This is a genomic window from Rhodopila sp. (assembly GCF_035548235.1).
GTDB lineage: Bacteria > Pseudomonadota > Alphaproteobacteria > Acetobacterales > Acetobacteraceae > Rhodopila.
This window is the reverse complement of the sequence record NZ_DASZTJ010000127.1, coordinates 14,246-28,780: the sequence shown is the minus strand read 5'-3', so window position 1 is coordinate 28,780 and position 14,535 is coordinate 14,246. Positions and strand designations below refer to the sequence as shown.

The following is a 14,535-nucleotide window of genomic DNA, read 5'->3' as shown; positions in this document are numbered from 1 at the left end:
GCGTGGTTGACAGTCTCAAACGGCTCGCGCGCCACCTTCCCGCCGTGCTGGGCCTGGCCCTGCTGGTCGGCGCCGTCTACGTGGTGCAGCGGGAGTTCCGGCACCTTCAGCTCAAGGACATCGGCCATGCGCTGGAGGCGATCCCCCACGCCGCGCTGGCGTTCGCCTTCGCCTGGACCATCCTGTCCTATTTCATCCTGACCTTCTACGACCGGCTGGGGACGATCTATGCCGGCCACAAGGTCTCCTATGGCCGCGTCGCCTTTGCATCGTTCTGTGCCTATGCGCTGTCGCACAACCTTGGCTTCGCCGCGGTGTCCGGCGCGGCGGTCCGATACCGGCTCTACGCGCATTGGGGGCTGACGCCGCTGCAGATCGGCAAGACCGTCGCCTTCTGCAGCCTGACCTTCGGCCTCGGCGGCATGGTGCTGGGCGGCGCCATACTGTTCGTCGAGCCGGGCAGCGTGCCGTTCTTCGGCCAGCACTTGCCGCGGGCCGCGCTGTACGGCGTGGGTGCGCTGCTCTGGGTCATCGTCCTGGGCTACGTCACCCTGTCGCGCATCCTCGGCACCTTCCGCGTGTTCGGCCATGCGATCGAGTTGCCGGGCTGGCGGATGGCGATCGTCCAGGTCCTGCTCGCCACCATCGACGTCGCCACGACGGCCACCATCTTCTATGCCCTGCTGCCGCCGGCGCATGGCCTGCACTGGCTCGTGTTCCTGGGTATCTACCTGTCGTGCTACAGCGCCGGCCTGGCCGCCAACCTGCCGGGCGGGATCGGCGTCTTCGACACCGCGATGCTGTTCGGGCTGGAGCCGTATTTCAGCGCGCCGCACATCGTCGGCGCGATCCTGGTGTTCCGCCTCTACTACTACGTCATCCCGCTCTTCCTCGCCGGTTCGCTGTTCGCCGGGAACGAGATCCTGCTGCGTGGCGGCGGGATCCTGCGGCATGTCGGCCGCCTGCCGGCGATCCAGGCGATGGGGCGCTGGAGCGAGCCGGACTTCGCCGTCACCGCCACCACCGGCGCGGTCGGGCTGTGCGGCGTGCTGATGCTGGGGCTGGGCGTGCTGACGCCGCAGAGCGATTTCAGTTGGATCGACCCCGATTACGGCGACCTCGCGAGCCAGGCGGGGCAGTTCGTGCCGTCCTTGATCGGCGCGGGCCTCGTGCTGATGGCGATCGGCTTGTCGCACCGGGTCAACCTGGCCTGGACCCTGACGATCCTGCTGCTGGTCGCCGGAGCGGCCTTCGCCGCGACCCAGGCGAACCGGCTGTGGGTCGTCGGCATCCTGGCCCTGACGACCCTGCTGCTGGCGCCGTTTCGTGCCTGTTTCTATCGCCATCCCAGGCTGCTGGCCGGTCCGTTCGATCCCAGCAGCGCCATGTCGCTGATCGTGCTGGTGGTATGCCTGCTGGCGTTGGCGGTGACGCGTCCCCATACGCATGCGCTGCACAACAACGCCTTTTGGGCCGTCATCCTGTCGCGGGAGGTACCCAACAGCGTGCGCCTGGCCGTCGGCATCGCCGTCCTGCTGGGGCTGACGGCGATGTGGCTGCTGCTGCGGCCCAGCCGGGTCAGCTTCATCCCCTGGGACCAGGAAGCGCTGCGGATGCTGCGCAACCTGGGCGCCCAGCCCGATACGGCGGCGACCGCCGGCGCCGAGGGGGTGGTCATGGGCGAAGCCGAGAAGGCCGCGCTGCCGTTCCGCCGTTGCGGCCGGGTGCTGCTGGGCCTGGGCGATCCGTCCGGCGAGGAAAGCGACCGCGTCTCCGCCATCTGGCGCCTGCGCGACCTGGCGCGGCAGGAGGGCCTGGACGCCGCCGTCTGGCGTGCCGGACCGGACCTGCTGAAAATCTACGGCGATCTGGGCCTGACCGCGCTGCCGCTGGACGAAGACGGCCTGCCCGCCGCCGAATCCCAGGGCGATACCCTGCCTGCCCGGCACTACCTGGTCTGCCAGGCCGAACGCGACCTGAACCTGCTGCTGCCCATCCTGCCGAAGCTGGTGAAGGACCGCGCCGTGACGCCAGTGTCGGTCTGAGCGGGTGGAGACGCTGCTGCCGCTGACCGCGGCGCTGGCGGTGCTGGTCGCGGCGATCGCCTGCATCCTGTGCGTCCGCCAGGCGCGCGGCGCGCAGGTGGCGCGGCTGTTGCTGGAACAGACCCAGGCATCGCTGCGCGCAGAGGCGGAAACCACCCGGGCCACGCTGCGCGCGATGGAAACGGCGCAGGCCGAACGGATGGGGTCGTTGCGGGGTGGACTCGATATCTCGGCGGAACAAGTGCGCACGGCGCTGGCCGAAGGGCAACTGCGCAGCGCCGGCCGGACGGCGGAGCAGTTTGAAACGGTACGGCAACTGCTGGACGCCAAGCTGAAGGAGTTGCGCGAAAGCAACGACCAGCGCCTGGCCGAGATCCAGAAGACCGTGAACGAACAGCTACACGCCGCGGTCGAGAAGCAGATGGGCGAGAGCTTCAACCGGGTGATCGACCAGTTCACCGCCGTGCAGAAGGCGATGGGCGACGTCCAGGCGGTGACGGCGCAGATCGGCGACATCCGCCGCCTGTTCAGCAACGTGAAGACGCGCGGTGGCTGGGGCGAGACCCAGGTCCGCGCCATGCTGGACGACATCCTGCCGCCCGGCGCCTACGAAACGAATCGCCGCGTCCGCCCCGACAGCGACGAGGCGGTGGAGTTCGCCGTCATCATGCCGATGCGCGGCGACGTCCGCCCGGTCCTGCCGATCGACGCCAAGTTCCCCGTCGAGGATTACGAGCGGCTGCTGGCCGCCTCGGAAGCCGGCGACCTGGAAGCCGAACGCACCGCCGCCAGGGCACTGGAACGCCGCATCCGGGACGAGGCTCGGAAGATCGCCGCCAAATACATCGTTCCGCCGGCGACGGTGGAGTTCGCGGTGCTCTACCTGCCGACCGACGCGCTGTATGCCGAGGTCGCGCGCATCCCAGGCCTGGTCGATGAGATCGGCCGCGACTGCCGTGTCCTGGTGATGGGCCCGACATTGTTCCCGGCGCTGCTGCGCACGATCCATCTCGGCTTCGTCACCCTGGCCCTGGAGCACAAAGCCGACCAGATCCGCGACCTGCTCGGCGCCACGCGCACCGAGATGCTGAAGATGGACGACGTGCTGGGCCGCCTCAGCAAGCAGGTTGGATTCGTATCCGCGACGATTGAGCGTGCGCGGGTGCGCACCCGAGCGGTGGGGCGGAAATTGCGAGGGGTGGAGCAGGTGGAGGCGGAGAAAGCTTCGGCGCTGCTGGAGCTTGAAACGGAGCCGCCGAGCGGTAATTCCGACGAAACCGACGCGATTTCAGATGACTAAAGCCATTTCTTTCGGTAAACGCTCGATCTGTCGGCCCGGAGCCCGACCGGAATCGCGAGGATATTGGGGAGGAGCGGCGTTTTTTGCCGAATCTCTATGGGCGAAAGGCCGTTCTCTCACTATAGTCTGTTAGACCGGACGTGGCGGACCATGAACAGTATGCAATGCTGCCAAAGCTTGCTATGCTACCCTTGGTTGGCACGCGCAAGCGGGAGCAAACCGGCGGGGGAAGCACTGGAAGGCTTCGACCGCTTCGACCAACGCGTATTGATGATAGGGACGACCTTCTCTTGAACATGACCAACCGCGGCCGCGGACGCCCCAGCCGGCGGCGCGGCTTCGATGATGACTTCGCCTACGATCGTGCTCCGCCGGGCGACATGCCGCGGACGCCACCGTCCTGGCCCTCTTCCGCGGGTTTTGGCCCCGAACACGACGCGACCGTGAAGTGGTTCAACCCGGAAAAGGGGTTCGGCTTCGTGGCGCTGTCCGACGGGTCCGGCGATGCGTTCCTGCACGCCAACACGCTGAACCAATCCGGCCACAGTGCCGTCAGCCCCGGTGCGACGCTGCGCGTGCGTATCGGTCAGGGCCAGAAGGGCCGCCAGGTCTCCGAGGTCCTGTCGGTCGACGAAAGCACGGCGACCCCCAGCGCCGGCCGTGGTGCGCCGCGTGGTCCGGGCGGCTTCGGTGGTGGCGGTGGTGGCGGCGGCGGTCCGCGCCGTGGTGCGCCGACTGGCCCGTCCGTCGAAATGCAGGGCACCGTCAAGTGGTACAACGCCACCAAGGGCTTCGGCTTCGTCGCCCCGGCTGAAGGCGGGAAGGACGTGTTCGTCCATGCCTCCGCCCTGCAGCGGGCCGGCGTGATGCAGTTGTCCGAGGGCCAGACCATCTGGATGGACGTCGTCCAGGGCGCCAAGGGTCCGGAAGCCGCGTCGATCCGCACCGACTGACGCGCGCGTCGATCCTTCGGCGTTGAGGGACCCGACACGGCTCACGCCGGGTCGGGTCTTTTCGTTTCAACACGAGCAGCGGGAGTTCCAGGCATGGCAGCAACCAAACCAACCGTCGCCGTCATCGCGCCCGGCATGATGGGCAGCGCCGTGGCCGCACGCCTCACCCAGCATGGCCTCGTTGTCCGCAGCCTGCTCGCGGGCCGATCCGACGCCAGCCTGAAGCGCGCCAGGGCCGCGGGCATGGCCGACGCGACGCCGGCCGAGATCGCGGCATGCGACATCATCCTGTCGATCGTCCCGCCCGGTGAGGCGCTGGGGCTGGCGGAGCAGTTGGCACCGGCGATCCGCGCGGCGTCCCGCAAGCCGGTCTATGTCGACTGCAACGCGGTCAGCCCCGACACGGTCCTGCGCATCGACCGGGTGGTGCGGGAGGCAGGGGGCGTCTTCGTCGATGGCGGCATCATCGGTCCGCCGCCCGATCCCGATTCGAGCAAGACCCGGCTTTACCTGTCGGGCCCCGACGCGGCGCGGGTCGCGGTGCTGGGCGATTACGGGCTGTCGACGCCGGTGCAGCCGGGGCCGGTCGGTGCCGCTTCGGCGATGAAGATGTCCTATGCCGGGATCACCAAGGGCTTCACCGCGTTGGGCGCCGCCATGATGCTGGCCGCGACCCGCGCCGGCACCGCCGATGCGCTGATCGCGGAAATGGGCGTCAGCCAGAAGGCGCTGCTGCAATGGCTGACCACCCAGATGCCGAAGATGCACAGCAAGGCCTATCGCTGGGTGGCGGAGATGGAGGAGATCGCCGCCTTCATCGGCCCTGACCGGCCCGGTTCGGGGTTCTATACGGCGGCCGCGGACCTCTATCGCGCCATCGCGGCGGATTTCGAGGGGCCGAACGCCGAGACGGCGGCGCTGAACGCGTTCTGCGAGAAAGCGGGCGGGAAGGGCTGAGCCTTCTTGCCGGTCGCAGTGCGGAAAACGGAAAGCCGGACCGGGATGGTGGAGCTGAGGGGAATCGAACCCCTGACCTCCTCATTGCGAACGAGGCGCTCTCCCAACTGAGCTACAGCCCCATCGCCGTGTCGCGAGGCGCGCTTATTGATGGCAGCGCCCCCGGAAGTCAAGCGGCGAAGTGGTCGTGTCTCGGTTTGAATTTCGGCGCCCGACCCGTGGCGTGCTGCTGGCCGCGGAGCACGCGATCATCAAGGCGGTCATTCGCCTGGCTGGCACCGCTGACGGGTTGTGCAGGTCGGTCCGTCGGGGATCCGCTGGGTGGGTGGGCTGCCGGCGGGGCAGGGGGCGCATGGAACAGGGGGGCGCATGGAAATGGAACCGCAAAGCACGCCGAGCACGCAAAGTCCGCCGACTGCTTTAGAGGTCCCGGACCATTCGCTGGGTCTCGAGGCGAAGCTTGCCGAAATCGAGCCGTAGGCACGGGCCTGTGGTTTTCAATCGCGGCTTTCAGGTCATTCAGGCGCTGCGCCCGATGATGGAAGGGTCGGCAGCGGGGCAGGTGGTCCCATGGAAATGGAACCGCAAAGCACGCCGAACACGCAAAGTCCGCTGAGGACCTTGGAAGTCCCGGGCCATTCGCTTGATCTCGAGGCGAAGCTTGCCGAATTGCGCGGCAGGCACAGGCGCAGGCCCGTGGTTTTCAGATGATTCAGGCACCGCCCGATGGTGGAAGGGCTGGCGGCAGGGCAGGTGGTCCCATGGAAATGGAACCGCAAAGCACGCCGAACACGCAAAGTCCGCTGACGGCCTTGGAAGTCCCGGACCAATCGCTTGGTCTCGAGGCGAAGCTTGCCGAAATTGAGCCGTCGGCACAGGCGCAGGCCCGTGGCCTTGAGATAAGTCAGGCACTGCGCCCGATGGATGTCGTCGGTCACCTTGGTGACCTTCAATTCCACCAGAACGATGTTCTCCACCAGCAGGTCTACGGTGTAATCCCCGACCACGACATCATCGTAGCGAACGACCATGCGGTGTTGCTGCGCGACCGTGATCCCTGCTTTGCGCAACGCGTGCACCAAAGCGTTCTTATAGACTTTTTTTCGAGGAACCCGGTCCCCAGGGTACGCATCACCGTCAGGGCGCAGCCAATGATCTGCCTGGACAGGGCATCAAGCCGATCCCGACAGTCATCCATTTGCGTGTTCGGCGTGCTTTGCGGTTCCATTTTCCTTACCCGCCCGCACGGTCCCTTCCATTCCGTTAACGGACCACCCACTTCCCAACCCAATAGGACATCAAACCCAACCCACCACCCAGCACAAGCACCCCAATCCGGTTGACAGCGCCCCACAGCCACCGTTAGATGATAACGCTACCATAACCGATCCCCGAACCACGGGACGACGGGCGAAAATCGGCTGCATCAAATCCGGGGAAACGCACTCAGGTGGTCGCTCGCTCGATGATCTGGAACGGCACCTTGACCCGATCGGCGACGGTCGATGCCTCGCCGGCCAGGCGGCGCAGCAGGAACGACGCCGCCTCCCGCCCCGTGCCCGGCCCTTCCAGGTTCACCGTGGTGATCGCGGGCTCGCACATCGCCCCCAGCTCGAAATTGCCGAAGCCGCAGATCGCCAGCGTCCCGGGTACCGCCAGGCCGCGCGCCAAGGCCTCGGTCAGCACCCCGAACGCCATCAGGTCAGAGCTGCACAGCACCGCGCACCGCTTCTCCCCCACCCCCTGCGCGACCCGGCGCAGCCACGCTCGGCCGGCGCCGATGGTGCTGGGCGCGGGTGCGATGTCCTCGGCCACCAGGCCCAACCCCTCCGCCGCCAGCCGCTCCCGGAAGCCCCGAGCACGGGCCAGCGCGCGGCTGTCGCCGGCAGAGAGGGAGGCGAAGCGGCGATGACCCTTGGCCAGCAGGAACGACGCGACCTCCGCGCCCACCTGGGCATGGTCGAAGCCGATCATCATGTCGATCGGCCGGGTGGAGACGTCCCAGATCTCGACCGTGGGAATCCGCGCCTCCTGCAGCATCTGGCGGGTCGCGGGGCTGTAGGCGGACCCGGTGATCAGCAGCGCGTCCGGCCGGCGTCCCAGCAGGGCGCGGAACATGGCCTCATCGTCGGTGTCCTCATAGCCGCTGATCGACAGCATCACCTGGTATCCGGCCTGGCGCATCGAATCGCTGAACGCCTGCACGACGCCGGCGAACATCGGATGGGCGATCGTCGGCACCACGGCGGCCACCATCCGCGACTTGCGCGACGACAGCCCGCCGGCGATCAGGTTCGGGACATAGCCCAGCCGCTCGATCGCGGCGCGCACGCGCGCGGTCGTCTCCGGCGACACCCGGTCGGGCGTGTTGATGACGCGCGAGACGGTCATGGGCGCCACGCCGGCTGCCGCCGCGACGTCGGTGATCTTCACGGAGGCGGATCGTCTGGCAGGCAAGCCCGTCTCGTCGGGCACGGCGTTTTCCTCGGTTGTCGGGTCGCGGACGCAAGCCTAGCGTGCCGGCGCGAAGCCGAACAAGCCAGGTCCGAAGGGGCCGAGAATCACGAACAGGAGGAAACGATGTCGATCCTGAAACCAACGCGGCGCCTGGTCGTCGCCGGGCTCGGTGCCTCGGGTTTGGGGGTTGCCGGCGGCGGGCTTCGCCGTGCGCGGGCGGCGTCCCCGGCCGTGCCGTCCTCGCCGGTCGCGCTGAACGTCGTCGACGTCGCCGGCCAATTGCAGTTGACGCAGCGGGCGATGGACGAGTTCGTCAAGGCGAACCCCAAGCTGGTGTCCAGGATCACCTACAGCCAGGCGCCGGCGCCGGAGCTGCCGGGCAAGATCAAGGCGCAGCAGGCGGCGAACCGGGTGGACATCGACCTGGTGCTGACCGGCACCGACGCGCTGTCGGCGGGCATCGACCAGCAGATGTGGATCCCCGTCGCCAACGGCGATTACGGCGACGTGCTGCCGGACCTCGGCACGATCTATTCCCCCGGCGCGCTGAAGATGCAGGGGATGGCGCAGAAGCAGGCGGTGTGCGTGGTGTTCTGCCCCGGCGGGCCGCTGCTGGAATACATGCCCGACATGGTGAAGACCCCGCCCAAGACGGCGCAGGCGCTGTTGGACTGGACGCGCCAGCATCCCAAGCGCTTCATCTATGCCCGCCCGGCGAACTCGGGCCCCGGCCGCTGCTGGCTGATGGGCCTGCCGTACATCCTGGGCGATACCAACCCCAAGGACCCCAAGAACGGCTGGGCCAAGACGTGGGAGTACCTGGTCGAGATCGGCAAGAACGTCGAATACTACCCGACCGGCACCGGCGCGGTGATGAAGGAGCTGGGCGAAGGCTCGCGCGACATGACGCCCACCATGACCGGCTGGGACATCAACCCCCGCGTCCTGGGCGTGGTGCCCAAGGAGGCCGAGGTCGGCACCATCCAGGGCTTCCACTGGGTCAACGACGCGCAATACATGGCGGTGCCCAAGGGCGTGTCGGACGCCAAGCTGGCGGTGCTGCTGCGGCTGATCGCCTATGTGCTGACGCCGAAGGCGCAGGCGACGACCTGGGACAAGGGCTATTTCTACCCCGGCCCCGCGGTCAAGGACGTGCCGCTGTCGATGGCGCCCAAGGACAGCCAGGACGCGATCGGCGCCTATAACCGCCCGTTCTACGACGCGCTGATCAAGGACGTCCCGTCGGAGACGCCGCTGGACGCCCAGTTGATGGTGTGGGCCTTCGACCGCTGGGACAAGCAGGTCGGCGCCCGGGTGGGCAAGTGATGGTCGGACGATAGCCCATGGCACTCGCGTCGCATGCCTTCCGCTCCCTCCGGCTGGAGGGGATCACGCGGGAATTCGGGCCGATGAAGGCCCTGTCGGACGTGTCGCTGACGGTGCAGCGGGGCGAGTTCATCGCCCTGCTGGGCCCGTCGGGCTGCGGCAAGTCCACCGCGCTGAACTGCCTGGCGGGCCTGCTGCCGCTGACCGGGGGCGCGATCTGGCTGGACGAGAGGCGCATCGATGAGCTGGACCCCGAAGACCGGGGCTTCGGCATGGTGTTCCAGAACTACGCGCTGTTCCCGCACATGACGGTGCGGCGGAACATCGGCTTCGGCCTGGTGTCGCAGCGCCGCCCCAGGGACGAGATCGCCCGCCGCGTCGACGAGGCGCTGGCGCTGGTGCGGCTGCAGGCGCATGCCGACAAGCTGCCCGGCCAGCTCTCGGGCGGGCAGCAGCAGCGCGTGGCGATCGCGCGCGCCATCGTGGTCGAGCCGCCGCTGGTGCTGATGGACGAGCCGCTGTCCAACCTGGACGCCAAGCTGCGGCTGGAGATGCGGGCGGAGATCAGGCGCATCCACCAGACGCTGGGCTGCTCGACGATCTATGTGACGCACGACCAGGACGAGGCGCTGTCGCTGGCCGACCGGATCGTGGTGCTGCGCGACGGACGGGTGCGCCAGATCGGCACGCCCGAGGAACTGTACGCCCGCCCCGCCCATGCCGACGTGGCGGAGTTCATGGGCTACCGCAACATCATCGAGACGATCGCCGCGCCGTCCAACGACAACGTGACGGTGACGATCGCGGGCGCGTTCCTGGGCGGAACGCCGATCGAGCCGGTGAACGGCCGAGCGGTCGCGGCGATCCGGCCGGAGGACCTGGTGGCCACCCTGGACGGCCCGATCGCCGCGGTGGTCGAAGCCACGGAATACCGCGGCCGCGACTTCTATGGCTTCGCGCGCGCCGCGGACGGGACGGAGCTGTTCTTCCGAACGGAAACGCGGCTGAAGGCGGGGGAGACGGTGCGGCTGGCGGCGGCGCCGGAGCGGGTGCTGGTGTATGCCGGAGGGCTGGCGTGATGGCGCTTGCGTCCGACGTCTCCCTCCTCTCTCCGCCATGGTTCGGCCCGGCCGGGTCATCTCCGTCATGGCCCGGCCTGGCCATTTCTATACCGTCATGGACCGGCCTGACCGGGCCATCTGTTACTTCAGGGCAACGGGGTGGCGCGGTCGGGCCGATCCATGACGGCAACGCAACGGCCGGGGCGGGCCACATGAGCGCCGTCCCATGACCGCCACCCCTTCCCTCCGCCTGCGGCTGCGCAACCGGGGCCTGGACGGCGTGACGCTGCTGGTGCTGCCGGGCGTGCTGTTCGTCGTGGCGCTGTTCGTCTACCCGTTCCTCTACGGGCTGTTCCTGTCGTTCCGGCCGAAGGAAGGCGGGCCGCTGGCGAACTATGCCGCGTTCTTCTCCGACCCGTTCCTCTACACGACGATCTGGAAGACGCTGGCGATCGCCGTGCCCGCGACGCTGCTGAACGTCGTCCTGTCCATCCCCGTCGCCATGCGCGTGCGGCTGATGCGCCGGCAGAAGCTGCTGACCACGATCCTGGTGATCCCCATCACCCTCGGCACGGTGCTGGTGGCCGAGGGGCTGCTGACCTATCTCGGCCCGCGCGGCTGGGTGAACCGGTTCCTGATGGATTTCGGCATCACCGATACGCCGATCCGGCTGATCCACAATTACTGGGGCGTGATGCTGTCGCTGGTCATCAGCGGCTTTCCCTTCAGCTTCCTGCTGACGCTGTCCTATGTCACCGGCATCGACCCGGCGCTGGAGCAGGCGGGCCGCATGCTGGGCGCGCGCAACCGGTCGCGGTTCTTCCGCATCATCCTGCCGCTGCTGGCGCCGGGGCTGGCGATCACCCTGGCGCTGTCCTTCGTGCAGGCGTTCTCGGTGTTTCCCTCGGCCGTGCTGCTGGGCGCGCCGGCGGGGCCGACGCGGGTGATCTCGATCGCGGCGTACCAGGCGGCGTTCGAGCAGTACGACTACGCGATGGCCTCCGCCATCGCGATGATCATGGCCGCGGTGCAGATCGTCATCGTCGTCGGCCTGCTGGCCGCGCGCGGCCTGGTGTTCCGCGGCCCCGCCAGTTCGGGAAAAGGCTGATGCGCCGGCGTCCGATCGGCGAGCGGCTGTGGGCGACCTCGGTCTGGGTGCTGGTGGCGTTCTTCATCGTCAACCTGGTGGCGATGATCGCGACCGTGGTGGTGAACTCCTTCGGCACGCGCTGGTTCGCGACCTGGCTGCCCGCGGGGTGGACCGGGCGGTGGTACGCGATGTCGTGGAACGAGTTCCAACTGCCCGACATCCTGGTCGTCACCGTGCAGGTGGTAGGCGCGGTGGTGGTGCTGTCCGGGCTGATCGGCGTGCCGGCGGCCTATGCGATGGCGCGGCGCGATTTCCCCGGCAAGAAGGCGGTGATGCTGCTGTTCCTGCTGCCGCTGATGGTGCCGCCCATCACCTATGGCATCCCGATGGCCACGGTGCTGTACCAGGCGCATCTCGCCGGCTCGATCTGGGGGGTGATCCTCGCGAACCTGGTGCCGACGGTGCCGTTCGTCGTGCTGATCATGATCCCGTTCATCGAGCAGATCGACCCGCGGGTGGAGGCCGCGGCCAGGGTCTTCGGCGCCGGCCTGGGACGGCTGTTCGTGCAGGTGCTGGTGCCGCTGCTGACGCCCGGGATCCTGGCGGCGATGCTGCTGGTGCTGGTGCGGACGGTGGCGATGTTCGAACTGACGTTCCTGACCTCGGGCCCGACCAGCCAGACGCTGGTGGTGGCGCTCTATTACGCCGTGTTCGCCGCGGGCGTGCGGCCGGGGCAGTCGGTCGATGCGATGGCGGTGGTCTACATGGTCACCACGCTGGTCTGGCTGCTGATCGCGCTGCGCTTCGTCAACCCGACGCAGATCGTGACGCGGGCGAAGCGTTGAGACGGCAAGGGGGAGACGGCAAGGGGGAGGCGGCAGGGGGCGGCGGCAGGTTGCGCGCCTGACCGCCGGCCCCTGCTTGCTTACATCATGCCCATCGGGCCGATCATCAACCGATCGGCGCGTTTCTTCTGGTCGTCGCTGAAGGACGCATAGAGCGGATCGAGCGCCTCCTTGAGCGCCTTGAGCGACGCGAGATGGTCGGAGAGCGCCGTCACCTGCGCCTCAAGCCGTGCGGGCAGCACCGTCGCGTCCGTGGCGTGCATCATCCGTCCATACATGCCGTTCATGGACTTCGCGGTTGCGCGAAGCGCATCGGCGAAGCGGTTCCATTGCGGTGCCTGGGCCTCGGTGATGCCGAGTTCGGATCTGAGGGACGCGATGCGGCCTTCGACGTTTGATGTCATCATGCCGCTCTGGGCGCTCATCATCGTCATCATGCCGCGCATCATCGACATCATCCGGTGCATGTCGCCGAACATCATGCCGCCCTGACCGCGCTGTCCCATCATGCCTATCGGCGCGCCCTGGCACGGTGCGCTCTGGCACGGCGCGCCGGCCGACGGATCAGCGGCGCCTGCCTCCGGATGGTGCGCACTGCCATCCTCCCCCGCCTGCCCGAACATGGTCTGGTGCATGGCACCGGACATCATGCCGCCCTGCCCTTGCTGCCCCATCATCCCCCTGGGCATGCCCGCCGGCACCCCTGGGGCGGTCGACCCGGACTGCGGGTTTTCCGGATGGTGCGTGCCTTGATCTTCCCCCGACAGCCCGGCGGACGGCGTGGTCTGAGCGAAGCTCGCCGCCGGGCCGGCAACGAGCGCCGACGCGATGAGAAGCGCGCGAATGGTCAACGGATTGGTACGAGACATGGCTGTGTTCCTTGAATTGGTGTGTCGTGCAGGGATGCGGACGCCGCATCACGTTTGGCGAGGACGGGAAACCCGATGCGCGGCCCGCGGTCGGTGCGTATCCGGAATGGGCGCCGATAGGGGCCAAGAACGGCGCTCCCGCGCGGTCGTGCCTGGCCGGCTGTCAGCGTCCCGTCAGGTCAGGCGGGGTGGCCGATCGTCGGGCGCCCTGCGCATTCCGCCACGAAACGTCTGCAGCGCAGCCCATGGCAGGCTCGATGCGGGACGCCCAAGGAAACCATCGGTTTCGGCAGGCATGAAGGCGACCGTGCCCCAGCAGGCATGCGCGTTGCAGCCGCAGGGGCAATGGCAGCCGCCGTTCCCGCACGGGCCGTCGGCGCCGCCGTCGATACTCGGTCGAACGACCAGACGAGCCACGGCGATCCCGGTCGCGCGCACGGCGGAATCGCGTTGAGGACGAGGCGAAGACCTGAAACCGTCCTGGACGGTCCGGGGCATCTCCCGATGCTCGCTGCGCGCGGATGCCAGGGTCCCGTTCAGCGCGAGCACAATGAGCAGGACCAGCCCTGCCGCCACCGCCCTGACCAGACTTGCCGCCCCAGGCCGCATGATGATCGCCCTGATGTCCCTTGGTTGCGCGCCTTAGCAAGCCATCCGCGCCGACGGCCAACATTGATCCAGGTCAAGCGCGGCATTCCGCCGCGCAGTTGTCATGGATGGACGCCCACTCGTCGCCGCCCAGCCTCGATGCTCGCCAGGGTGTTGCCGCGGCGCATCCGTGTCGCGAGCGGCACCGGGACGGCGTCCCTCGTTCAGAACATCGACCCCCGATGCGTCGCCCCGCCGTCGATCGTCACGATCGTCCCGCTCGTATAGGCTGAAAGGTCCGATGCCAGGAACGCCACCATCACCGCAATCTCCTCCGGCTTCCCCGCGCGTCCCATGGGAAGTGGTTTCATCAGCTCCTCCCATCGGTTTTCGTCGCCGAACCGGTCCTTGGCCCGCGTCTTCATCAGCGTCACCAGCCGATCCGTGGCGATCGCGCCCGGATTGATCCCCACCACCCGCAGCCCATCGTCCCCCGCCGAACCGCCCAGCGCCCGGGTGAACGCCATCAGCCCGGCGTTGCCCGCCGCGCCGGCGATATAGGCACGGTCCATCCGCTCCCCGCCCATGCCGATGACGTTGATGATGACGCCGCGCCTCCGCGTCTTCATCTCGGTATAGAAACGGCGGCACATGTTGACGTAGCCGAAGACTTTCAGGTCCCACGCGGCCCGCCAGCGCGCCTCGGTGACCGCGTCCAGGTCGCCGCCGGGGATCGCGCCGGCGTTGTTCACCAGGATGTCGATGCCGGGATGGCGGTCGGCCAGGAAATCGACGTTGCGGCTGTCGGACAGGTCCAGCGCGTGGACCTCGACGCCGACATTGTGCCGACCGACGATCTCGGCCCGCGCCGCCTCCAGGTCCGCGAGCGTGCGGGACACCAGGACCAGGTTCACGCCCTCCTGCGCCAGGCAGCGGGCGGTGGCGAGCCCGATCCCTTTCGAGGCGCCGGTGACCAACGCGGTACGGCCGGCCAGATTCAGCTCCATGACGCGTCCTCCTGTGTTCTTGACGGCCTGCATAGCC

General features: G+C 68.1%; 12 protein-coding genes, 1 tRNA gene and 1 pseudogene. 9 read left to right on the top strand and 5 right to left on the bottom strand.

Annotation, left to right across the window (positions count from 1 at the left end; all coding sequences use genetic code 11):
- Window positions 1–2 precede the first annotated feature (2 nt).
- The 5 genes and pseudogenes from VHB27_RS11330 (at window position 3) to VHB27_RS11315 (ending at window position 5,255) form a co-directional block, all read left to right on the top strand.
- Window positions 3–2,045: a phosphatidylglycerol lysyltransferase domain-containing protein gene (locus tag VHB27_RS11330; protein ID WP_325600366.1), complete on the top strand. Its 2,043-nt coding sequence runs from the start codon at window positions 3–5 to the stop codon at window positions 2,043–2,045.
- A gap of 4 nt (window positions 2,046–2,049) precedes the next feature.
- Window positions 2,050–3,345 (top strand): DNA recombination protein RmuC, encoded by a 1,296-nt coding sequence (gene rmuC, locus VHB27_RS11325; RefSeq protein WP_325600364.1) that lies wholly within the window; start codon window positions 2,050–2,052, stop codon window positions 3,343–3,345.
- A 164-nt stretch (window positions 3,346–3,509) separates the two neighbouring features.
- Window positions 3,510–3,905 (top strand): annotated as a pseudogene (locus tag VHB27_RS24860) (cold-shock protein); the annotation flags it as partial.
- Between the two features lie 192 nt (window positions 3,906–4,097).
- Window positions 4,098–4,298 carry a cold-shock protein gene (locus tag VHB27_RS24855; protein WP_413788624.1) on the top strand — a complete coding sequence of 67 codons (201 nt, stop codon included), beginning with the start codon at window positions 4,098–4,100 and terminating at the stop codon, window positions 4,296–4,298.
- Between the two features lie 93 nt (window positions 4,299–4,391).
- Window positions 4,392–5,255 (top strand): NAD(P)-dependent oxidoreductase, encoded by an 864-nt coding sequence (locus VHB27_RS11315; RefSeq protein ID WP_325600360.1) that lies wholly within the window; start codon window positions 4,392–4,394, stop codon window positions 5,253–5,255.
- 46 nt (window positions 5,256–5,301) lie between these two features.
- Here the strand turns inward: VHB27_RS11315 and VHB27_RS11310 are convergent.
- The 3 genes from VHB27_RS11310 to VHB27_RS11300 form a co-directional block, all read right to left on the bottom strand.
- A tRNA-Ala gene (locus VHB27_RS11310) sits at window positions 5,302–5,377 on the bottom strand.
- A 393-nt stretch (window positions 5,378–5,770) separates the two neighbouring features.
- Window positions 5,771–6,403 (bottom strand): GxxExxY protein, encoded by a 633-nt coding sequence (locus VHB27_RS11305; RefSeq protein WP_325600407.1) that lies wholly within the window; start codon window positions 6,401–6,403, stop codon window positions 5,771–5,773.
- Window positions 6,404–6,701: 298 nt separating this feature from the next.
- The gene (locus VHB27_RS11300; protein ID WP_325600358.1) at window positions 6,702–7,730 is read right to left on the bottom strand and encodes a LacI family DNA-binding transcriptional regulator; all 1,029 of its coding nucleotides are present in this window, start codon (window positions 7,728–7,730) and stop codon (window positions 6,702–6,704) included.
- A gap of 105 nt (window positions 7,731–7,835) precedes the next feature.
- Between VHB27_RS11300 and VHB27_RS11295 the strand changes: the two genes are divergently transcribed.
- The 4 genes from VHB27_RS11295 to VHB27_RS11280 all read left to right on the top strand — a co-directional run bounded on the left by VHB27_RS11295 (window position 7,836) and on the right by VHB27_RS11280 (window position 12,034).
- Complete coding sequence (locus tag VHB27_RS11295; RefSeq protein ID WP_325600356.1) at window positions 7,836–9,038, top strand: extracellular solute-binding protein; 1,203 nt, start codon at window positions 7,836–7,838, stop codon at window positions 9,036–9,038.
- Between the two features lie 17 nt (window positions 9,039–9,055).
- Entirely contained in the window at window positions 9,056–10,117 is a 1,062-nt protein-coding gene (locus tag VHB27_RS11290) for an ABC transporter ATP-binding protein (RefSeq protein ID WP_325600354.1), read from the top strand.
- Between the two features lie 208 nt (window positions 10,118–10,325).
- Complete coding sequence (locus tag VHB27_RS11285) at window positions 10,326–11,207, top strand: ABC transporter permease (RefSeq protein ID WP_325600352.1); 882 nt, start codon at window positions 10,326–10,328, stop codon at window positions 11,205–11,207.
- A complete protein-coding gene (locus VHB27_RS11280; RefSeq protein WP_325600350.1) occupies window positions 11,207–12,034 on the top strand; it encodes an ABC transporter permease in 828 nt (275 codons plus the stop codon). The genes VHB27_RS11285 and VHB27_RS11280 overlap by 1 nt, the downstream gene beginning before the upstream one ends.
- 80 nt (window positions 12,035–12,114) lie before the next feature.
- On the opposite strand, the gene VHB27_RS11275 is transcribed toward VHB27_RS11280, so the two are convergent.
- Window positions 12,115–12,885: a Spy/CpxP family protein refolding chaperone gene (locus tag VHB27_RS11275; protein ID WP_325600348.1), complete on the bottom strand. Its 771-nt coding sequence runs from the start codon at window positions 12,883–12,885 to the stop codon at window positions 12,115–12,117.
- Between the two features lie 830 nt (window positions 12,886–13,715).
- Entirely contained in the window at window positions 13,716–14,498 is a 783-nt protein-coding gene (locus VHB27_RS11270) for a short-chain dehydrogenase/reductase (RefSeq protein WP_325600346.1), read from the bottom strand.
- Between the last annotated feature and the right edge of the window lie 37 nt (window positions 14,499–14,535).